Genomic DNA, 20,597 nt, shown 5'->3' on the forward strand with positions numbered 1-20,597 from the left:
CCCCGTGGCAGGAATCGTGGCATCGGTTTTATCGGGACCACAGTTGACAGAAGAGAAGAACCGTTGCATTCGAGTTTGTCTGGCCGCTCCCGAATAGCGCGAATAATCTCTATTATGCCCGGATAGTAGAAATTTGCTTGGGTCCTGAAAATAGGAGTCCAGCGAGCAGTCTGTAGTGCGAATGGATGCGGGCGGAACCATGCGCCCCCGGTGGGAGCAGATGCCCTCTCTCTTGGGGTCGATGTACACGAATGCCAGTCGAGCACCTCGAGCGCCAATGATTAATACAGGCGTTCGTATACTCCTTATCAGGTGAATGCATGGATTTCGCCGATTGTATAGCATTTGCGACCGGAAATCCGGTCACTTACATCGCAACGGTCGAAGGAGAACAACCCCGTGTGCGGGCGTTCGCGATGTGGTTCGCGGACGAAACCGGATTCTACTACCATACCGGCACGCCAAAGCGCGTCTATCGGCAGCTGCAGAAGAATCCCCGGGTGGAGCTCTGCTTCTACAAACCCGATCTCCAGGGTGCCGGGACAATGCTGCGTGTCAGCGGGAAGGTGGAGTTCCTGGAGGATAAGACCCTGGAAGAGCGGCTCTACCGGGAACGCCCCTGGGTGAGGGATCTCCTGCGCACGGGCCCGGAAGGCGCCCGCATCGCCATCTTCCGCGTAGCCCACGGGGAGGCGTACTTCTGGACGATGGAGAACAACATGCGGGAGTCCGAAGCACCCCGCGTGCAGTTCTGAGTCCCTGGCGCCCGCGGGAATAATGCAGTTGAGAGCCTTCCCGCCCCGGCACCGCGAGAGGCAGAGAAGGCCCCACTCTCCCGTCCGCCCCACTCGACGACGAGCGTCCCTGTCATCGCCGTGGGATGGATGTCGCAACGGAAGAAGTAGTTCCCCGCCCGATCCGGTGCCGTGAAGGTGCAGGTCGTCCACGCAGGACCGGTGATTGCGTCGCCCTGGAAGATGGCCTCGGATGCCGTCCCGTCGGTGTACACCGCGAAGTTGTGGGCATCGCCGCTGTCAGGGTTGGTGAAGTTCACCGTGACCGTCGCCCCGGCGGGGACCGTGAGGGTGTCCCGGTCGAAGGCCCCGGCCACCGCGATCAGGTCGATCGCCGACGTCCCCCCGCCGCCCACGGTTGTCGGGGTGACGTTCGGCTGTGCTGCCGCCTCCTGGAGTGCCACGACCCAGGCGGCGCTCCGAACGGCGTCGCCCGAGGCATATTCCAGGATACCGGTTAAGGCGAGTCCGTCCGCGGTGCGGATCAGGCTCCGGGCCTCGTCCTCGTACGCTCCCCCGAATGTCTGGATCACGGCGACCGAGCCAATTATTTGAGATCTTTAAACAAACTATTTGATTTAATGGGATTTCTAGCTGTTCAATTACAACCTTATGGCTGACTCTCCACGTGTTTCTTTCCTTCAGGAATGCCTCACTCCAAAGCCTCACTCCAAACTGTGTCGCTTCGCACAGAATTCCTCACAATTTGTCGGGCCGATGCTCGGTTTCTCTTGGTGAGGGATAGAGATCGTTTTTCAAATCTTCCTTGACTTTTCATTAAAATGAGTGTTTCGTCAGAGGATACTGAAGGTTCAGAGTCTTATGGGATGACCATCTTCGGTTTTTTCTCTGTTTCTTATAGCGAACGTTGAGAAGTTGTAATAGTTCTTCTGTCTCCCTTTGGTCAACACAACAAAACCACTCCCCCTTCCAATCCAAGCTAGTTACAGATGCCTGGAAGGAAGAATTCTGATTTTCTGCCTACATAGTGAACCATTTAGAAGACTCCAGTTTTCAATAACACTGATGTGCAATACTCGAGCGAGCAGATCGCTAAGGGTATCAACCGGGCGAAGCATGACCTTATTACCCAACCGATGGGGAGAAGGCGGCGCCCGACGCCGATTTGGGGGAGTGGCAGCGATCATGCATCCGGTCGATGAGGCATCAGCGGCGGAGCAGGGGCGATGTCTGGTTCGTCGATCTCACCGATGCACGGGGGGCACGAGCAGAGCGGGCTTCGGCCTGCCGAGGTGCCCGCAGTCGCCGGTATGACCATCGGGGTCCCGCTGACGACGACTTCGACGGCTATTTCATTCCCGCATACCCACGGCATCGCGAAAAGTTCGGAGAACGGACTATCCTCCGACAGTGCTGCGCTGGCCTTCCCGATTGTTGCCCTCTCACAGGACCGTTTCGTCCGAAGGATCGGGCGGCGCTCGGTTGAAGATATGGAAGCGATAAACGTTCTTCAAATAGACCTGCTCTCGCTGGAGTAGCAGGCAGGTACGGAACAAGCCATGAAGATTCATGAGGAGATTCTTGCCACGTTCCCCGGCCTGTCAGTCGCGGAAGGTGATGTCGGACCGCTGTCGATTCAGGAGAAGAGCCCGGCTCTGGAGGCTCTGAAAGACGATATCGTCCGCTCGGTAAAAGCACAGTATACGCTCGATCAGGTCAAAGACGAACCCCTGTTCAGGGCCTACAGGGACTTCTTCTGGAAGGTGGGCGTCGATCCGACCAAAACGCGGCCTGCCTCGGAGGCGCTGGTCCGAAGGATCCTGGGCGGGAAGATGCTCCCGACGATCAACACCGCGGTGGATGCCTATAACCTGGCCTCGATTCGCACGGGCATACCCATTGCCGCGTTCGATGCCGATACTCTTGCCGGAGATCTCGCCATGCGGTTTGCCGAAGAGGGTGAAGAGTTCCTCGGCATCGGGATGGCAGCACCCGTCACGCTCCGGAAGAATCAGGTCATCCTGACGGATGAAGACGCGATCGTCGCCATCTACCCGTACCGTGACTCGGATGCAACAAAGATTACCCTCGCCACGAAGACGGTTCACATCGTGGCATGCGGCGTGCCGGGGGTCGAGAGCGAGAAGGTGAAATCGGCATACGAACTGGCTGCCGCATACCTGCAGGAATACGCTTCAGACAGCCGGTGATGAGGAATAGAAACGGGCCCGCACTTCTCCTTGCATCTCCGGCTGTATTACCGCGTGTCATAGACCCGAAACAGTCGTCTGCCGCAATGTTCCTCTGAAGCGTGCTTCTGACCAACCGGTTGCCGAAACCTACATATGGTTCTCCGAATATGGGGGACCATGAAGATTATACTGACCAAAGTATTTGTCGACGACCAGGAGAAGGCTCTGAAGTTCTACACCGAAACACTGGGCTTTGTGAAGAAGAGCGACGTCTCTGCCGACAGCTACCGGTGGCTCACCGTCGTCTCCCCAGACGACCCGGACGGGACCGAGCTTCTGCTCGAACCGAACGACAATCCGGTAGCACAGGCATACCAGAAAGGAATAATCGAACAGGGCATCCCCGCCGCGTCCTTTGGTGTTGAAGATACCCATGCCGAATACGAGAGACTGAAAGCACAGGGCGTGAAGTTCACGATGGAGCCGACGGAAGTTGTCGACGGGGTGACCATAGCGGTCTTCGACGACACCTGCGGCAATATCATCCAGATCCAGACAACGCAAAAATAGGTTGTTTCACGGGAGGCAGCCGTCTCTTGAACGGGTGAAACTCCCTCACTTTTTACCGACTCGTCCGTATGCAGCATAGTAAATATGGAATCACTTTCAATATCACCATGGCTCCAACCAAGAGGATTCCCGTCCCGGAGAGGGTATGGGCGGAGATCTCCGAGCTGAAGCACCCCGGCCAGACCTTCGATGACCTTCTCCGGCACTTGGTCGAGAAGGAGAAGAAACGGCTCTGTAGAATTCCTATTCGAATAAGAGAGTGTCCCCTCGACCGAAAGATCCAAGGTACGAGCGGCTCCTTATCCGTATATGCCAACAATAAGCCACAAGGAGCCACTATTAAGGTCATCCAACAAGGATATCAGGTTTCCTGAAGCGGCCTATCCCATCGTACAGAGTTCTCGGACTTTTCGCTACTCCTGCAAATACTCCCGACGAACCTACCCCCAGCATCAACTCCTCGTCCTTTTCTTATTCAAGGAATATTTAGGAGAGGATTATCGAGACACGGGTGAACTCCTCGAGCTGATGACACCGATTCGGGAACACCTGGATCTCCAGCAGATCCCGCATTTCACCACCCTCCAGAAGTTCATGGCTCGGATTCGGTCGATTTTTCTCAATCTTCACCTGAAACGGATTCTTCTCCTCGTCTATAGTTGGGGAGAAGTGATCCCGATCACCGCTATCGATTCGAGCGGATTTACGAGTTCCTATGCCAGTTCCTACTATTCCGGGAGGACCGGCAAGACGCGGAAACGGTTCATCAAGACATCGATTGCCGTGGATACCGAGCGGCAGATCATCACCGGATTCACGTTCTCGCAGCAGCCGGTCCACGATGTTCCCCACGGCCAGAACCTCCTGAAGACCTGTCACCGGGCACGACGATCGGCCTGCTACGGCATGGACAAGGGATACGATTCAGAATATCTGCATATTCTGATCCGCGATCAGCTACAGGCCCCGTCCTTGATCCCGGTCAGAGACCGGGTGAGGGAACGGATTCATGGGAGGTATCGACGGAAGATCGCCCGGTCCTTCGATCGAGCCCTCTATCATCGGAGAAATCTCGTGGAAACCGCCTTCTCTGTGTTGAAGAGACGGTTCGGGGAGAGCCTGAAGGCGCGGAAATACTGGTACCAGGTCAAGGAGATCAAGGTGAAGATCCTCATCTACAACCCGGACCGGTGGATTAAGAGTATTCTCTTTATTGTTATCATTGAGGGGTTATACAAGGCCCCATTTTCTTTAGCAACCAGGACGATTGGGGAAGAGAACGACGGTGCTGCGATGCTTGCGATACCGCTGTCGACATCCGGAGCCATTTTTCCCGGTACGGGGAAAAGAGGAGGATATGCAGGAGCTTTGTTCCCCTTTCTACTCGATTACCGCAGCCACCCTGGAGACGAACAGCAGCGTATCAGGCCCCTGGAGTAAGGGACGGGAGGATGGATCCGCCGGCGGCGACCTCTTCGCAGGCGATATACCGGTTCCCCTCGCTCGAGGCGACCGGGCAGAAGCGGATGTTCTTCTCCTCGCCGTTCCTGCAGTGCACCCGGAAGATGCGGGATCGGACCGGTTCAATACCCGCCTGTTTGCGATCCGATATCCAGGTCGAGATTGCTTCCTTCCGGTATTCGGGATCGGGGAAGGCTAACTTGAACCATTCCGTTCCCGCAGGGATTTCCGCACGGGTATACCCGAAGAGGTCCGTGAACACCCGATTGAGGCGGGTATACCGCCCATCCGCCGGGACGAGGGCGGCCGGGATCGGGAAGCATCGAGCACCTCCTGCAACCGCTGTTCGCGGCGGTGGAGCCGATCCTCGCATCGAGAAGACTCGCGAGAGCTGCACCGTGCGGGGTAAACTGCGAGGCCGGGGGCAACCGTGTAGGAACCATCATCGCACGTTCCCTCACGGTCGCGGCCTTCACCGCGAACGCGGCGGAGATCCTGGCCAACGTCCCCCTTACCACCGCGATGGGCGGGGCGGCGAGAGGAGGTTCTCACCTCGCCGAAACCTTATATTCTACCGTGGTGTATTCTAGTGTATGCCAGTGGAATCAACGATCAAGGTGACCCCGGAGGTGAAGAAGCGGCTCGATATCCTGAAGAGATACCCCCGAGAGACCTACAACGAGGTGCTCGAACGCCTCACCGGGGATGCCCTGGAGGACGCAGCCGAGGTGCTGACCGAAGAGGACATCCGCGATATCGAAGAGGCGATCCAGGATATCAAGGCCGGAAGAGTCTACACCACCGAAGAGGTGAAGAAAGAGCTGGGGATCGATTAGATGCCGTATACGGTGATCTGGACAGCTAAGGCCCTCAAGAACCTGAAACAATTCCCCCGCGATACCGCTGCCAGGATCGTCGCCGCCGTCGAGAGGGTGCGGGACGATCCTCTCTCACACCTCCAGCACCTGCAGGGATCGCCCTACTTCAAGCTGCGGGTGGGAAACTACCGTGTCATCCTGGACCTGAAGAGAAACGCCCTGATCATCTACGTGATCAGGGTCGGGAAGCGAGAGAATATCTACGATAATCAATAAGGAACACCGACACCATCACTGCACGCCCTCCCACCGTTGCGGCCTTCAACGTCAATGCGACCGAGATCCTGGCTGATGTCCTACTCGCCACCGCGATGGGCGGGACCGCCGTGCGGGACAGCGAGGCTGAGTCGTTGCCAGCTCCGCTGCCGCGACGGGAACGGGGAGATCTTGTCAGCTTCGGGCGGGATACCGTGCATCTCACCTCCTGCCAGGACGATGCGATTCGTCTGAAGGTGGAGATCCTCGAACGGACACGGTGTCGGATCGGGCCTGAAAGGGATTCCCAATCCCTTTCTTTTTCCTGGGAGTGATGTTCTATGGAGAACGAGGTGTTGATTGGTGGGATCTTCGTTGGAGCCGGGTTGCTGGCCTATGTTGTGATTCCCGGTCTCCTTGTGACGTGGGACCGGGTGCTGGACCATATGCACCGCTCGCGGATCGAGAAGAAGCAGGGATAAATCCCTACACTTCATACTCATGAAGACCACATGACCGATTTCACTACGTCCTTAACAGGGGTCATAAATTGTCCGGACTTCTCACTGGCTTCATCCCCGTCGGTCGTGTTTCCATACGCACCATATCGTGATACAGGATTGCAGGTATTAGTATATGAAATTCTACAATAAAATCAGTAAAACGCTGCTAAAACTCATATCAGAATTGTATCTTGAGCAAGAGTTTCCGAATGCCCACAATTAGATTGTTATCAATACGATGATACGTAATCTTATATCTCTTCGCAAGAATTGCAAAAATTACTACCATAATATTTTAGTTGATGTAGCCGAAAATTCCTTTTCAACAATATACGCCTTTGAACGGCAACTTTAATTTCAATGAAACAGGAATAGATGTAGAACAAATATATGAAAGTCCTTGATCTTTTCTGCGGTGCTGGAGGACTATCGCTGGGATTTCGAAACGAAGGTTTTTCTGTTACAGGGGTCGATGTTAATGATTGGGCCGGGGAGATATATCTAATCAATGATATAGGAGAATTTATTCAAAAAGACCTTGCCATTGAATCGATAGATGGTTCATATGAAGTTATTGTTGGTGGACCTCCCTGTCGTCCTTGGTCCAGTGTTAACGTAAAAAGAAGAGGCTTTTTTCACCCGGACTATTCCTTGCTTGAGCATTTTTTCGCTCATATACTCAGGATTAAACCAAGTGTTTTTTTATTGGAAAATGTACCCCCACTTGAGGGCGATATCATCTACAAAAATTTCAAAAAAACGATGTATAGAGCAGGGTATAGCATCTCCTCAAAGGTTATCAATTATCAGGATTATGGCGTAGCAACCAGTAGAAAAAGATTATTTACAGTAGGTTTCAGGGATTTTAATATCTTTGGATTCGATGCAAATAGGTTTTTCGAAAAATTAACCTGTCTGAAAGAGAAACCTGTGACAATAGAGCAGGTGATAAAAATTTATGAAAATCTACCAGAAGGGGATATTCCGGACCATGAGTGGCCGAAGTTAAAAACAATTGATAAATATTTAGATCATTATGAAGACGGCAGATATGGCTGGATAAAACTATCCTATAAAAAATCTTCCCCCTCCTTTGGAAATATCATGAAGACTTATATCCTGCATCCTTGCGCCGGAAGGGATGGTTTCCCAACCAGAGTAATATCGATCCGCGAAGCCCTCGCGATAATGGGGTTTCCAAGTAATTTCAGGTTTCCGGAGAAAATGGGAATGGGTATGAGGTACCAGATGGTCGCAAATGCTGTAAGTCCTATGGTGTCCTCGAAACTTGCAAGGGTGATTAAGCATATGATGAAGGACCTGTCATTTAAGCATGGTTCAGATGGAGAATGAAACAAAAATGATGAATCGGATTCCGGAATTACAATCCAAGGTTCTGCAGTGGGGAAAAGAACATCTCAGGGACTACCCTTGGCGACATACCCGTGATCCGTATAAAATTATGATTGCAGAATTCATGCTTCATAGAACTAGAGCCGATCAGATAGTTCCCATTTACAATGATTTTATCAATAAGTATCCGGATGTTTATGCTCTTTCTAAGGCTGATCCGATAAAAATTAGAGATGCTACCAAACATCTTGGATTGCACTGGAGATCGCAACACATCCAAAAATCAGCACAATATATCATCGATAAATATTCCGGAACATTTCCAAAAACTGTTGAAGAACTTCGATCCATACCAGGCATTGGAGATTACATAGCCGGTGCAATAATTACAATATGTTACGGAAAACCACACCCTGTGGTCGATTCTAACATTGCCAGGTTTATCAATCGATATTTTGGTTTGAATCTAACGGGAGAACTACGACGAAAAAAGGAGATAATAGCTCTCGCAGGCAGATTATTTAATATTGAAAACCCCCGTGGATTTCTATTTGCCATTCTGGATTTCACCGCTGCCATATGCAAACCCAGAGATCCTTTTCATTCGATTTGTCCATTAAAAACTTGTTGCAAATTTTATCTTGAAGCGGGTTCATTCTTTCATAGAAAACATACGGAAGATGGAGTAATAAAGATATTATTCTGTCTCCCGCGATGATTTCCATTCATCAAACTCGGCAGGTAATAGATTTAAAATATCATCCGATGAAAGAGAATAAAGATCATAGGTGAGGTCAAATTGTTGGATAACATCAATGAAGCGCCTCAATGTGCCCTTTTTCTTCCGGTTGGAAGATCCTATTTTTGGAAGATTTCTTCCCGGATCCCAATAGAGATCTCCAAGAGCATGAATAATTCCTTTATTACGTGCAAAATCCTGCCTCGATGTCACCTGCTCAATAAAATCACCCTGTTGATACAAAGGACCGTAAAGCAATATCTTTGCAGATTCCTGATGATACGTATATATTCTCACAGGATTTGCCAGCAAATGACGGTAAATATGCTTCCAGTCGCGACCCTGCGAAGGGATATATCGGTATACCCTTCCAATTTTCCTTGTACCATTCGGTCCTGCCGGGCAGACACTGTCGAAATAAAAAGCGGATAACCAGCTCCATAACCCGATATTATAATATTTATCTTCGAGATTGAGTCTCTGAAGAATCGCACTGAGGTATCGGGCTGCTTCCATTTTTGATGAAAATATTTTAGCCTCAACTTCGATTTTATCACCGATTTCTGATGACAATTCATCGCTGTACAGCAATACATCATCCGGAGAAGCTCGATTGCCTCCGGCAACCGCTACCAGATATTCGTGAAATTTCTCGATCCCCCGCTCTTTGAAGACTCTGAGTACGGTCATCGAGGACTCTCCTGTGATTGTATAAATCGTGTTAATACCTGTTGCGATTTGCAGAATGCGGGCACCGCCTCATCTTCAATCCATTCCAGTTTTGCATCGGGGAGTGAAACAAGGTCGGGATTATATCGGACGGACAGAGAAGGGAGATCGTTGATGAATTTTAACCAGAGATTTCTCCAATCTTCTGTATCTATCTCATCAAATTCATGCTCATCAACAATCAGTATCTGTATCAGAATTAATTTCACCACAGCAGGATAGACCAAGCTGAAAAAGAAAGGTTCATTCCGTGCCATCTCGCCAATTCCCTCAATCCTGTTATTCAGCTGCAGTACGGGCCGAAAATCCGAAAGATCAAGATTCCATATTTCATCTCCGATATCAGCATATCTAACATACAGCAGATTCTCTCTGGATACTGGTTTTTCATCCTGCCGTCGGGTCACAATACGATCTGCAATGGCAAGTATCTTACCGTGTTTTCCAGATTCGTCAACCACTTTGATACGAAATGAGATGGCATCCGTACTCTGAAGTTCGGACAGAATCCGATCTGAAACCGGAGGTTCTGCTATATGAGCAACAGAGCCATACCCGAATCGCATATATGAGTTCTTATCGTAAGCCTCTATATATACCCGAGCTGTTTCAGGAAGGTTAAGACCATTGAGATCGATATTCGCTGAAAAAGAGGGTGGTTTATTATTCTCCGGTATCAATCTTATTTGTATTCTCCTTCTCTCAAGTTTGAATCTGCCGGTGTAATTAAATCTCCGTATCATTCTGTCACCTCAATTGACTTAATACGGACGATTAGATCCCTGTGTTCATCGAATCCTTCTACATTTACTTCGAAGTCATCTTCAACAATCCTGAAAATAAGATTATTCAGCGATTGTGTCTCAATCACCACTCCTTTCGACTTGACATGGATCGGAGATTTTGACAGATCAAAATCAAAAGGATGGTATTTTTTAAACGGATTCTTTTTTCGGACATCATATGCAAATTTTACCATTATCTTATCTGGAGGGTTACCTGCATTTTGATTCCGCCTAATTGAAATCCCGCCAGCTCTCTTATCCACCTGGATTGGCTGGGGTACAGGGGGAGGAGGGGTTGGGGAATCTTCCTCCACTTGATCACGCCCTCTGGGTCTTATCGGCCCGGGACGGGTATTATCTTCCGTGCTGGATTTCAGAGGAAGGTCAATCGAAAATATATTTTCTAGTAATTCTTTATCAAGCTCCTCCGAAGGGCGAAGAATATTCTTGACAATCTCCTTCAGACTGTCCTTTACGAAGTTCAGGTAACCGGGACCATAGATGTAGTTACCTTTAAAATTCATTGATTCTTTCTGCCATTCGGTATGTGCCGGACCTTCAGCATCTCCCAGCATGTTACTGAGAGGTCCATCTTCGATCACAACCATGCCTCTGATACCTTTAGAACGTATGGAGGGAACACCTTTGATCCGGAACCCCTGACGGATAAAATAGCTCTCTGAATACCCCATGCTATCGTCACGTTCCAGATACACCTTGAAATGGCTCTGAGCCGGTTCGTGCTGTTTTTTTCGTATTATCAGAGGAACTATAAAAGCCAATCTTTCCCCGGCATCCAGTCTCTTTCGAAGATCCGGCAATGAATCTTTATCGAACAGATCTTCGCTCCATTTTGGAGATCTTCCTGGATCCGGACGTTTAATCATGTAATGCTCTTCATCTGGCAGGTGAATAGCCCATTCCGTGAAGTCAATTAATTTTAAAAATTTGGGACAGTCGATTTGTATTGTTACCGTGTTGATAGTTTGGAGGAAATCTTTGATTCCTGTGCCATCTAAATGGACACTACTGGTTTGATTGCAGATATCCACCTGCAGAATTCCTGCTATTATGGGATAAAACAATTCCTCCAGAACGGCTGTAATTATACTCTCATATGTAATTTCATTGTCCGGAAAGGGTATCATAATGGAAAGGCCAGAATTTTTTCCTCTTTCCAATCTAAAGACGTTACAAAATCGCTCAATATAATCCGATTTTTCCACCGGTAAAGCAAAATACTCCTCGCCAGAGTCTCTTTTGAAACATCCGAAGTCTCCGTAGGGATTGTAGATCTTCTCATCCAACCTATGGATCTTCAAAACAGATTGTCCCATCAGATAGGATTTGCCATCACTTTGACGTACAGTAAGACCAAAGAATGTATTAATTCGGGAAGATGCAGGATATACTGTCTTACCCAGTCCCCATCGTCCAATCACACCCTCAGATTTCCCGGATCTGCCATAGTTCCTCCAGAAAAAAAAGAAATTGTGATCTCCTCCCGCGCCTTTCTCGACAAAATCTTCGAGAGGATCACCCTCAAGACCTATTGTCCCGAAATCCTCAATAACAAGATATGGCATCGGTCCTGTCAGATCGGGGCATTCCTTTAATCCATTATCTCTGGCATATAAATGACCTGATAATCCATGTATAAATTCATCATGCTGTGCCGGGGTTGGGCCATTATTTCTGATTGATAATGCGAACCGAATACGAACAGGTCTATCATAGGTCTTGATCCTGGCATCCAGTGAATTCTGTGCACTCTCTCTGATGAGTGCCCTTGATAACCCTCCCAGAGCTTCGGTGGTAAAGAACTGGGCCTGGGTTGGGTCCACCAGTTTCTCTCCCCTGTCACGGGGTTTAAACCTCCATTCGGGGGGAGATATTGCAGGATTATTCATACACTATCCCTTGAAAGAGGATCACTATTGAGGCAATTAAAACATTCGATCTTAGTGTGAAAACCGAAGATGGTACCTTTATGAAAAATTACAGGAGGTGCTGGTTCTCAATCCGATGAACACTTTAAATTGCATTTGATAAAGTAAAGTATAATTTCCTGCTGATAAATATTCTATAAGGCAGAATCTCAGTAGCAATCACGCGAACCGGTGAAAAGTTAACATGGGAACCCCTTATACCGTGCTGGACTTATTTGCAGGTGCAGGAGGTCTGACGGAAGGTTTTCTTCGTCACAACTTTGACATCATCGCTCATGTTGAGATGGATGCTTATGCTGCAAGGACATTGGAGACCCGCGTTCTTTTCCATGCCCTGAACCGCATCGGTCATAGCGAGATCTATCAGGATTACTATATCGGTGACATATCCCGTGATGAATTTGTGAATGAATGCCAGAATCTGAACATAAAGCATACCAGTATTATCAACAGGAAGATATCTGCAGAGACCGAGGATCAGATTATTCAGAATGTACAGAGCGAAATGCGTCACCATGATGCTAAAAAAATTGATGTAATTATTGGAGGACCTCCCTGTCAGGCATATTCGGTTATCGGTCGGAGCAGAGATCCTGGCAAAATGAAGCATGACCAGCGAAATTATCTGTACATCCATTACCTAGAATTTATACGAAAATTCACACCCGAAATATTCCTGTTTGAGAACGTCCCGGGCATCATTAGTGCTCGAAATGGTGAAATATTCTCTGATCTGAAAAGACGAATTGATGATCTGGGTTACTTTATCGAATCCAGCCCTAGGATGCTGAATGCTCGACACTTTGGAGTTTTACAGAACAGATCCCGAATAATCTTCATCGGTTGGAAGAAGGAACATGATCTCCAGTATCCCGAATTTCCGAATATATCCAGTAAATACAAGGTTTTCGATATTCTGAACGATTTACCGGCACTCGAACCAGAAATGGGATCTGATGGTCCGCAGAACTACAGGGTCGGACGACCGTCAAAATATCTTCGTGAGTTCAGGATCAGAACAGATGAAAAATGTGTGCGAAATCACATCGCCAAAGCGACAAACGAACGCGATAGAGAAATATACAGGATTGCTATAAAGAAGTGGACTGATACTGGACGACGATTGAAATATTCTGAACTTCCGGAGAACCTGAAAACCCATAACAATCAGTCTTCATTCCTTGATAGATTTAAAGTGGTCGATGGCAATGGTCTTTCCCATTCAATTGTGGCTCATCTTGCCAAGGACGGACACTATTACATCCATCCCGCTCTTGAACAGGCCCGATCACTCACAGTAAGAGAGGCAGCAAGGATACAATCTTTTCCTGATAACTATATCTTTGAAGGCTCCAGAACATCTCAGTATGCACAGGTGGGCAATGCGGTTCCCCCTCTCATGGCGGAAGGCATTGCAGAGGGAATAATCCGGATGCTGAAAGCAATTTGAAATTTCAGGAAACGTGTAGGTCTGTAATCAGAACCATCCTTACGAATCAGTTGTATTATAATTCGTGGTTCTCAATATCATTGAAGTCAACCAAAAACTCTCCAGAGGATCCGGGCACAGGCAGGATATATGAGTCCCAGGAATGAGTGTTCATAGCGTTCGTAGCGGGGAACCAGCTTCTTGAATGCCTCGATCCAGCTAAAGAATCGTTCTATTGCTCCTCGTTTCCGATAGAGATCGCGGTCAAACCAGATCGGTCGTCCTCGCTTCGGATGGGTCCGACGTCGAGGATTTAGAGGGATGTTACTCCTGATGCCGCGTTTTCTCGTATAGTGACGGATCTCCTGGGAATCGTACGCCGCATCCGCGGAGATGACAGCCGGCTTCTCGGTGGTCCCGGGAATCTCGAATTGAGCCACCGTAGGCTCAAAGAGACGAGAATCATGGATGTTCGCCGGTGCAATCAGACAGGTGATGGGAAGTCCTTGCTGATCGACCGGGGCGCTCAGTTTGGTTCCCTTTACTTTCTTGTAGCCATCAAAGCCGATGTTTCCCCCTTTTTCGCGGGAATCGCCTTGGTATCGGTGATACCGTGGATGAGATCGAGCTTCTGGATATCATAGCCGGACTGCAGCAGGTCGAGGAAGATCGCCTGATACACGCCCTTCTCGCAGAGTTCGAGATGATACCGATGGACCGTCGATTTTGTGCCGTACTGCTCAGGGACATCGTTCCAGGCACACCCCGTGGTCAGGACATACAAGATGCCGTTCAGGAGCTGCCGGGGGTCGCACCGGGGACGACCAACATGCGGTTTCTGGGGAGGGAGATGCTTCCGGATAATCTCCCAGAGATCGTCGTCGATTTCCTGAAACGCCATGCCCCGGCCCTAGGATGCTCAAGGGTCTTATAATTTTGGGATGTCCTCTTTGATTCCCAGTGGGACCAGCTCCTTGAGATCGAGTCTTGCTGTTCGTTCACTGCAGGTGAACGATGTCGCGTATCGGGACATAATCTGGAGAGATTCGGGATGGCCTTATAATTAAAAGAATTTTGCAGGGATGAAATGTATTCTACCCTCTATAGTACATGTGCATCTTTTAACGTCTGCTTTATCCAGATTTTATCGTGCTGGGGCTTGAGAGAAGCGACGACTTCCACTAACTCATCGTCATTGCTAACATCAAAGTTGTCCTTGACATAGAGTGCCGTTGCGATTATCGATAGAGTGAGTGCGTTGTAGTGACCGTATTTCGCAACGATAGCGTTGATCTTATCTTTCATCGGGGCATCGAGAACATGCTCGTAGCTGATTCTCCCAGGTTCGATGAAGTAGCCCTTATCCTGCTCCCAGCGAATGGTGACAAGACCAATCTCACTGGCCAACTCCAATTCACTGGCAACCTCGCCAGAATAGGGGCCATAGTGGTACATTGAATAATTAAAACCTGAATCGAGTTGCCGGGTCAACAGATATCCAATTTTTTGAACGATCGTCTTGCCAATCTGTTTATGGGGATCCTTCTCATGCAATTTTCTGACGATGTACTCGACAAGAGCCGTTCCCTCAAACATGCTTCCAGACACAATTCTCCCCTCTGATTCACACCATCTTTTCCGCCCGCTCTCTGTCTTCGGGTTTGACGTACAGTCTGATCTGCCTAACATCGCCAATATTTTTAACTATCGGCGAGCGTTCCGAAAGTGGGCTCGTGGATTGATCCTTTGTAACGATCATGATCTCTTTGTTGCCCTTCTCATGCCTGTTCGTGTCGTACCAGACTCTGGGAGATTCATCTACCCAGTACCAGATCCCTTCATCGTCCAGTATCTTCATCCATGAGCTCAGTTTTTCATCGTCTTCTGGCGTGGGAATACCCCTGATCTCGCGGATCCTTCGGATGTGATCCCTTGTCTTTATGGATCTACACCAGTAGTTATCATCGCTGTTCTTCAACCACTGCCACATCTCATAATCGTCCAGTTTCAAGAATTTGGTCAGTTCTTCGCCTTCTGGAGACGGCAGTATGTTGCTCTTCGAGACTATGGCTTCCTGATACATTTTATCGAAAGCCCTGCGGGTCTTATGGAAATAAACTTGAGAGAACATCTGATATCTGGCGATTATCAGGGCTTCTGCAACATAACGCCCCCCTTCGCGTATACCCAGGGTGACATCCTCGCTCTCAGGATCGATTCCGAGAGCGACGCTTACAAGAAGCCTTTCGAGGTCGTACACGCCGTACTTCACGCCGATGTGAAGAGAATCCCGCAGAAGATAATCGCCTCGATCCGCGTCGAGCTGACTTGATATGAGTATCTTCCAGAAGACCCTCTTGCCCAGATTTTTTGGATTTCCTTCTATGAAGTCCGCCAGGTCGTCAGCCGAGATATTAAAATTCATCCGATTCGTACGGTGCTCTTCGATGACTTCCCGCAACGGTCCTTTGATAATCGCAACGGTATAATCCTCATGTTTATATGGCTTTGGATTTTTGGATTTATTTTCAGGATCGATTCGGAGGTATGAGAGAACGGTGCATGGCCGACGTCGTGAAGTAGAGAAGCGAGTCTGACAAGCTGTCGATCTCTCTTGAGACCGCTCTCCTCGTAACACAATTGGTCAGATAAAACACGCTTATTCAGATCATTTTCAAGAATCGCATCATACATCTTGGTAGCCAGGTGCATGACACCAAGAGAGTGTTCAAACCTGGTGTGCACTGCTCCGGGATAGACCATCTCCGTGAAGGATAACTGTTTGATTCTCCTAAGCCGCTGGAAAACGGGGTGGTTAATGATCTCCTTCTCCCAGCTACTGAACGGGATAAATCCATATATCGGATCCCTCACTTTAAATAGCGTCACCGGGAGATCCCTCAATCAGTATTGTATTTGTATTTATCTTCTTAAATAACGGTAGTTCTCAACTTCATCGGATTTTACGATTAATCTGGAACCGGTCATTCTGTGTACTGCGTCCATCCATATCTTCACGGATCGCCGGTCAGGATCTGCTTCTGATGCCTGGTTGGAATAAGGTAAGCTGGACCACAGGTATCCTGAATCTGCAGATGATATCCTCTGGCAGCAGTATATGCTGGGATTAATTAAAGGCCATAATGCTCATTTTTTTGGGTGAATAGCCGATAATTTCGGCCATTTTTCCGAAGCCCCTCAGGCACGTTTGGAGGGGCTCTTCTGGGGGTAGACGATGTCCACATCACCCCGACTGTCATGACGGGCTGCAATCCCCTCCTGAGGGGCTCGAGAAGAGCCCTTAAATTGCTCATTTTCGGAAATAAGGCCAACATAATCGAAATCCCCTTTAATGGCCCCTTTTTCGGGGGGTCGGGATCGTAGATCAGAGCCGGATCGGGGAAATATCGGTTTTAAGGCGACTTCATGATTGCGTTGGCGATGGTGATCCCAGTTTCCGTGAACACGGGGTGGAGCATATAAAGGGGAAAAGGACCCCCCCTAATCGGCTCTGTTGGAACCATACCAGAGAGGATCTCTTCTACCGAAAGATCTATGGCACAGGGCTCCTTGCCTCTTTGTGCAAAGGAAGAGCAATGAGCAATTACCAAACTTGCAGAATACATATTTCAGAGGATTTCGATTATCTATCACTTCAATCTACCGGATCTCTCACTATCCCCCTGTTTCCTCAACCGTGTCTCCTCTTTCTCCTGAGCTCCTTTGATGGGAAGGAATTTTCCGGCTGTCTTCGATCGCTACCGCTCGGACGGGTGTCGATGGATCGTACGGAGCTGCGTCAGGTTGAACGCAAGACAGGAGAAGAGATTCTTGAGAGGGACCCGGGCGCCGGTGGTGACCAGGACATGTCCGCCCTGGAACACCCGCTCGATCACGGCGAACGGCCGGTCCACGAGTGACCGGGTCCGGCGGATCGCCCGGTTCCTTCGGTTCTCCGGGATGGAGAGCGGATGCCCCCGGACCGCCCGGTGCAGGGTCTTGTCCAGGGATGCCTGCGGTATCACCCCGAAATTGCCGGCATCCCGGTAGACGGTCTCCCCTTTCTGGGAGAGGTCGACCTGGCTGTCATGGAGAGCGGCGGGGGTCGTCTCCACCCGTCGGATGAGCTGGTGGTCTCTGTCCATCAGGATGGGGAGTTTGAACCCGAACAAGGACTTCTTCCCCTTCTTCGCCCAGGTACCGTCCTGGCTCCGCCGGGTCTTCGCCTCGTCTCCCCGGAGCGTATCCGCAAAGGCTTGGCCCGGATCGGCCGTGATGAAGGTCGCATCCTGGATCACCCCGCGCCGGATCTGTAGGCCTTTCTCGTCCAGCTGCCGCTGGAGTTCCTCCCAGATCGCCTTCTCCTTCCCGGTCTCGATCAGCCGCTCCCGGAAGTACCAGACGGTGGTGTGATCCGGGATCGTCTCCGGGAATCCCAGGAACTTCCGAAAGGAGATCCGGTCGTTCGCCTGGCGCTCCAGTTCCGGATCAGAAAGCCCGTAGAGGGACGGGAGCACGAGCAGCTTCATCATGAGAATAACGTCCATTTTGGGCTGTCCGCCCTGGCCCTGGTCATTGATGTACAGCTGGCCGATCACCGGCCGGAAGGCCTCCCCGTCGATCAGAGATGCGAGGTCAGAGAGCTTATCCCCGAGTCTCTGGATGCGTTTGTACTCCTCGTTCAGGGCAAAATCGGTGAGTGAGTCCATTACTCACGTATGCGTCGTGCGCAGGTAAAGCTCTTGCGGTTGAAGGGGAGGTTATTCGAAATCCTCCCATGTACTTAAAGATTCGATTCGGGGTTTTCTCTGGAATAATCTGGCTTGCCAGTTCAAGTAAATCATTTAGTAATATAATCTCCCACTCCCCCGGGATCTCCCCGCTATCCGTCTCCTTGTAGCCCTCACGCACCATATCCAGCCTCCTGCAGGTAAATACCCGGCCGTCCCATTCCCGGGCGCTCACCGGCGAAGGGCGTTTGCATCGGCAGAATCGCGGCCAGCACCGCCCGTTGCGCTCTCATAGATTCCCTCCAATCTCCATCCCAGGCGCTGTCCGATACCCCTGGCGGGGATGATTGCGGATATTCTTGTATTTCGCCTCAATTCTGCCGTCTTCCAGCATAGGATTGATATAGTGGTTCCGGAGCGAGTCCTTCCCGCGGTTCAGCAGATCCGCCAGGTCATCGAGGGTCAGGTAATCCTCCTTGCAGAGCTGGAGTATTGTTGCTTCAACGACTTCTCTGGGCGCTTTCCGCAGAGATCTGACCGGTTCCGCAATCTCACGCAATGTATCCAAATGTTCGGAGTACCTCGGCAAATGTTCGGAGTTTGCGGCATAATGTTCGGAGCTCTCGACCAAATGTTCGGAGTTCGACTTTAAACAACCTCCCCCGGCTCCGAACATTTCATCTCCCATCGGGTGGCGACCTGGCCGGTAGTAGAAGGTGTTTCTGCCCGAACCCTCGCTTATCAGCAGTCCTTTTTCGACCAGACCGTGGAGAGCAACGGTGATGTCGTGAGGGTGTGCTTTCGTCACCTCCTTCAACCTCCCGTGGTTCACGCATCCCTCACAGTGGGCGGTCAGGAGAGCCAGCCGCTCGATCTCACCAAGTTTACTGAACGATTCGCCGAGCTCGGCCTTCAGGTCCTCGACAGCCTCCGTCGGCACAAGGCTGATCATTTTGAGGATGAAGATCGTCTGATTACTCTCATACCGCTCTTCAAGCACCGGTTCGCGCCAGTGCTGGAGCTGCCAGTTCCGGTAGATCTTCAGGAATCCCGATCCCGCTTGCTCGCCAAGACCGATCAACTGAAACATCTTCTGGAGGTTCCGATTCCGGCAATCGCTAACACCGCCCCTTATTGCTTCGGCTTTTGGCACCCTCATCAGGCCCGGGTTCCGAAACCCGAACAGATCGGGGCGTTTCACGACAAGAATTGAGCAACTACCCGAATAATCAGCATGAATCAGAGTATTTACCAGCGCCTCACGCAAGGCCTCGTGGACCGGAGTCTCTTCGACTCTTTCGTCGCCTTTCAGCTGAAAAGGCACTTTCAAGTCGCTTGAGAGTCGCTTCATGACGATGCGGTAAAAATCATATAGATTCCCCGACCACGACCCATCGAGTGTGACCCGATCAACCCAGCGGGTTTCGGGCGTCTCCCGCTCCTGGTAGTCCACGATGTAGGTGGGAACAGCATCGAGGATCGATCGGAACTTCCCGAACATCAGCAACCCTGCGAGCGTGAGCCCTTCCTTTCCCGTCTGTCGATCCCGTGCCCATCCACCGATCTGCCGGAGGAACTCCAGGTCGTTGCACTCGTTGAACGGGTGATCCGGCTTGCGATTGGAGAACTGCTGCCGGTAGATTCGAAAAGATTCTTTATCAAGATCGTCTAGACCGTAGTGTTCCAAGATAACAGCATCGCGGGTGTCATTCACCTGCTCGCCAAGCATCTGCTTCACAAGGTCGGGCGGACACAGGTAATCACCCTCGTTATTGCGCCGGTATGTCCCCATTAAGGGATTCTGCCCGATGTATACCGGGCGCTGCTTCCGTGAAGCTTGAGGGATCCGAACAAGGATCACTGTCTTCCCCTCGACTTGGACCGGTGCAATGTCCCGGTTCTGGAGGAGGTTGACACTCGCCTTATTTGGGTTATTCAGTGAATTCCAGATGTCCTGTATGATCTTCTGGCTATCGGGCAGATCGTGGAAGACAACGCCATTCCGGGTTCCTTCCGCGCCGAGGATAATATAACCGCCTTCTGTATTCGCCATCGCAGAGTACGTCTCCCAGAATGAGCCAGGGAGTTCTCCCTTGCCGTTCTTCCCCCGTGCAGTCTTCAACTCGACGTCATAGCCCTCCTGCAACGACGCCAGATCAAAGAAGTCTTTACTCATCGCCAATCACTTCCATCAGACTCCCTCTCCCGCACCATACCCGAGCTCCCGCAAGTAGCCATCCAGACGTTCCTTCGCCGCGTCCCGCTCCGCCTCGATATCGGGGGCGGTCACCCGATACTTATCTCACCAGTTCTCGTAGATCGCCATGAG

Annotated in this window: 20 protein-coding genes and 2 pseudogenes; 11 read left to right on the top strand and 11 right to left on the bottom strand. The window is 50.2% G+C overall.

The annotated features are described in order from the left end of the window. Positions 1–320: 320 nt before the first annotated feature. Positions 321–755 carry a pyridoxamine 5'-phosphate oxidase family protein gene (locus QMC96_05880; protein MDI6876286.1) on the top strand — a complete coding sequence of 145 codons (435 nt, stop codon included), beginning with the start codon at positions 321–323 and terminating at the stop codon, positions 753–755. Between the two features lie 104 nt (positions 756–859). On the opposite strand, the pseudogene QMC96_05885 reads toward QMC96_05880, so the two are convergent. Continuing rightward, positions 860–1,150: pseudogene (locus QMC96_05885) on the bottom strand (cupredoxin domain-containing protein). Between the two features lie 831 nt (positions 1,151–1,981). Here QMC96_05885 and QMC96_05890 point away from each other — a divergent pair. The 4 genes and pseudogenes from QMC96_05890 to QMC96_05905 all read left to right on the top strand — a co-directional run bounded on the left by QMC96_05890 (position 1,982) and on the right by QMC96_05905 (position 4,741). Beyond that, positions 1,982–2,293 carry a type II toxin-antitoxin system PemK/MazF family toxin gene (locus QMC96_05890; GenBank protein MDI6876287.1) on the top strand — a complete coding sequence of 104 codons (312 nt, stop codon included), beginning with the start codon at positions 1,982–1,984 and terminating at the stop codon, positions 2,291–2,293. 21 nt (positions 2,294–2,314) lie between these two features. Then, on the top strand, positions 2,315–2,965 hold the full coding sequence (locus tag QMC96_05895; GenBank protein MDI6876288.1) for a phenylalanine--tRNA ligase beta subunit-related protein: 651 nt from the start codon (positions 2,315–2,317) through the stop codon (positions 2,963–2,965). Positions 2,966–3,124: 159 nt separating this feature from the next. Next, positions 3,125–3,517, top strand: coding sequence for a VOC family protein (locus QMC96_05900; protein MDI6876289.1), 393 nt, complete (start codon positions 3,125–3,127; stop codon positions 3,515–3,517). 309 nt (positions 3,518–3,826) lie between these two features. Then, positions 3,827–4,741: pseudogene (locus tag QMC96_05905) on the top strand (IS5 family transposase). A 199-nt stretch (positions 4,742–4,940) separates the two neighbouring features. On the opposite strand, the gene QMC96_05910 reads toward QMC96_05905, so the two are convergent. Continuing rightward, positions 4,941–5,075, bottom strand: coding sequence for a hypothetical protein (locus QMC96_05910; GenBank protein ID MDI6876290.1), 135 nt, complete (start codon positions 5,073–5,075; stop codon positions 4,941–4,943). A 496-nt stretch (positions 5,076–5,571) separates the two neighbouring features. Between QMC96_05910 and QMC96_05915 the strand changes: the two genes are divergently transcribed. From QMC96_05915 to QMC96_05935, 5 genes are all read left to right on the top strand, one after another. Continuing rightward, positions 5,572–5,814, top strand: coding sequence for an antitoxin VapB family protein (locus tag QMC96_05915; GenBank protein ID MDI6876291.1), 243 nt, complete (start codon positions 5,572–5,574; stop codon positions 5,812–5,814). Beyond that, complete coding sequence (locus QMC96_05920; GenBank protein ID MDI6876292.1) at positions 5,815–6,072, top strand: type II toxin-antitoxin system RelE/ParE family toxin; 258 nt, start codon at positions 5,815–5,817, stop codon at positions 6,070–6,072. 320 nt (positions 6,073–6,392) lie between these two features. Then, on the top strand, positions 6,393–6,533 hold the full coding sequence (locus QMC96_05925; GenBank protein ID MDI6876293.1) for a hypothetical protein: 141 nt from the start codon (positions 6,393–6,395) through the stop codon (positions 6,531–6,533). 411 nt (positions 6,534–6,944) lie between these two features. Further along, a complete protein-coding gene (locus QMC96_05930) occupies positions 6,945–7,907 on the top strand; it encodes a DNA cytosine methyltransferase (protein MDI6876294.1) in 963 nt (320 codons plus the stop codon). Continuing rightward, the gene (locus QMC96_05935) at positions 7,888–8,625 is read left to right on the top strand and encodes a hypothetical protein (protein ID MDI6876295.1); all 738 of its coding nucleotides are present in this window, start codon (positions 7,888–7,890) and stop codon (positions 8,623–8,625) included. Before QMC96_05930 ends, QMC96_05935 begins: the two co-directional genes overlap by 20 nt. On the opposite strand, the gene QMC96_05940 is transcribed toward QMC96_05935, so the two are convergent. From QMC96_05940 to QMC96_05950, 3 genes are read right to left on the bottom strand one after another with little or no spacing between them, the layout of a single operon-like run. Then, the gene (locus tag QMC96_05940; protein MDI6876296.1) at positions 8,605–9,336 is read right to left on the bottom strand and encodes a hypothetical protein; all 732 of its coding nucleotides are present in this window, start codon (positions 9,334–9,336) and stop codon (positions 8,605–8,607) included. The two genes, QMC96_05935 and QMC96_05940, sit on opposite strands and share 21 nt — an antisense overlap. After that, positions 9,333–10,118 (bottom strand): hypothetical protein, encoded by a 786-nt coding sequence (locus QMC96_05945; GenBank protein MDI6876297.1) that lies wholly within the window; start codon positions 10,116–10,118, stop codon positions 9,333–9,335. The genes QMC96_05940 and QMC96_05945 overlap by 4 nt, the downstream gene beginning before the upstream one ends. After that, on the bottom strand, positions 10,115–12,070 hold the full coding sequence (locus tag QMC96_05950; protein MDI6876298.1) for a hypothetical protein: 1,956 nt from the start codon (positions 12,068–12,070) through the stop codon (positions 10,115–10,117). Before QMC96_05950 ends, QMC96_05945 begins: the two co-directional genes overlap by 4 nt. 241 nt (positions 12,071–12,311) lie before the next feature. On the opposite strand from QMC96_05950, the gene QMC96_05955 reads away from it, so the two are divergent. Beyond that, a complete protein-coding gene (locus QMC96_05955; protein MDI6876299.1) occupies positions 12,312–13,559 on the top strand; it encodes a DNA cytosine methyltransferase in 1,248 nt (415 codons plus the stop codon). 520 nt (positions 13,560–14,079) lie between these two features. Here QMC96_05955 and QMC96_05960 read toward each other — a convergent pair. The 6 genes from QMC96_05960 to QMC96_05985 form a co-directional block, all read right to left on the bottom strand. Beyond that, positions 14,080–14,439 carry a transposase gene (locus tag QMC96_05960; GenBank protein MDI6876300.1) on the bottom strand — a complete coding sequence of 120 codons (360 nt, stop codon included), beginning with the start codon at positions 14,437–14,439 and terminating at the stop codon, positions 14,080–14,082. Positions 14,440–14,639: 200 nt separating this feature from the next. Then, positions 14,640–15,146 carry a hypothetical protein gene (locus tag QMC96_05965; GenBank protein MDI6876301.1) on the bottom strand — a complete coding sequence of 169 codons (507 nt, stop codon included), beginning with the start codon at positions 15,144–15,146 and terminating at the stop codon, positions 14,640–14,642. A 16-nt stretch (positions 15,147–15,162) separates the two neighbouring features. Then, positions 15,163–15,999: a hypothetical protein gene (locus QMC96_05970; protein MDI6876302.1), complete on the bottom strand. Its 837-nt coding sequence runs from the start codon at positions 15,997–15,999 to the stop codon at positions 15,163–15,165. Continuing rightward, entirely contained in the window at positions 15,960–16,427 is a 468-nt protein-coding gene (locus tag QMC96_05975; protein ID MDI6876303.1) for an HD domain-containing protein, read from the bottom strand. Before QMC96_05975 ends, QMC96_05970 begins: the two co-directional genes overlap by 40 nt. 869 nt (positions 16,428–17,296) lie before the next feature. Next, positions 17,297–18,247, bottom strand: coding sequence for an IS5 family transposase (locus QMC96_05980; protein MDI6876304.1), 951 nt, complete (start codon positions 18,245–18,247; stop codon positions 17,297–17,299). Between the two features lie 310 nt (positions 18,248–18,557). Continuing rightward, positions 18,558–20,444 (bottom strand): putative DNA binding domain-containing protein, encoded by a 1,887-nt coding sequence (locus tag QMC96_05985; GenBank protein ID MDI6876305.1) that lies wholly within the window; start codon positions 20,442–20,444, stop codon positions 18,558–18,560. Positions 20,445–20,597: the final 153 nt, after the last annotated feature.

The sequence above is a fragment of the Methanomicrobiales archaeon genome (assembly GCA_030019205.1).
Lineage (GTDB): Archaea > Halobacteriota > Methanomicrobia > Methanomicrobiales > JACTUA01 > JASEFH01.

Excerpts from the sequence above, each read along its gene's own strand:
- QMC96_05985 (MDI6876305.1), bottom strand. The coding sequence starts at position 20,444 with ATGAGTAAAGACTTCTTTGATCTGGCGTCGTTGCAGGAGGGCTATGAC.
- QMC96_05915 (MDI6876291.1), top strand. The coding sequence starts at position 5,572 with ATGCCAGTGGAATCAACGATCAAGGTGACCCCGGAGGTGAAGAAGCGG.
- QMC96_05930 (MDI6876294.1), top strand. The coding sequence starts at position 6,945 with ATGAAAGTCCTTGATCTTTTCTGCGGTGCTGGAGGACTATCGCTGGGA.
- QMC96_05925 (MDI6876293.1), top strand. The coding sequence starts at position 6,393 with ATGGAGAACGAGGTGTTGATTGGTGGGATCTTCGTTGGAGCCGGGTTG.
- QMC96_05880 (MDI6876286.1), top strand. The coding sequence starts at position 321 with ATGGATTTCGCCGATTGTATAGCATTTGCGACCGGAAATCCGGTCACT.
- QMC96_05940 (MDI6876296.1), bottom strand. The coding sequence starts at position 9,336 with ATGACCGTACTCAGAGTCTTCAAAGAGCGGGGGATCGAGAAATTTCAC.
- QMC96_05980 (MDI6876304.1), bottom strand. The coding sequence starts at position 18,247 with ATGGACTCACTCACCGATTTTGCCCTGAACGAGGAGTACAAACGCATC.
- QMC96_05920 (MDI6876292.1), top strand. The coding sequence starts at position 5,815 with ATGCCGTATACGGTGATCTGGACAGCTAAGGCCCTCAAGAACCTGAAA.
- QMC96_05895 (MDI6876288.1), top strand. The coding sequence starts at position 2,315 with ATGAAGATTCATGAGGAGATTCTTGCCACGTTCCCCGGCCTGTCAGTC.
- QMC96_05950 (MDI6876298.1), bottom strand. The coding sequence starts at position 12,070 with ATGAATAATCCTGCAATATCTCCCCCCGAATGGAGGTTTAAACCCCGT.
- QMC96_05900 (MDI6876289.1), top strand. The coding sequence starts at position 3,125 with ATGAAGATTATACTGACCAAAGTATTTGTCGACGACCAGGAGAAGGCT.
- QMC96_05960 (MDI6876300.1), bottom strand. The coding sequence starts at position 14,439 with ATGGCGTTTCAGGAAATCGACGACGATCTCTGGGAGATTATCCGGAAG.
- QMC96_05890 (MDI6876287.1), top strand. The coding sequence starts at position 1,982 with ATGTCTGGTTCGTCGATCTCACCGATGCACGGGGGGCACGAGCAGAGC.
- QMC96_05945 (MDI6876297.1), bottom strand. The coding sequence starts at position 10,118 with ATGATACGGAGATTTAATTACACCGGCAGATTCAAACTTGAGAGAAGG.
- QMC96_05935 (MDI6876295.1), top strand. The coding sequence starts at position 7,888 with ATGGTTCAGATGGAGAATGAAACAAAAATGATGAATCGGATTCCGGAA.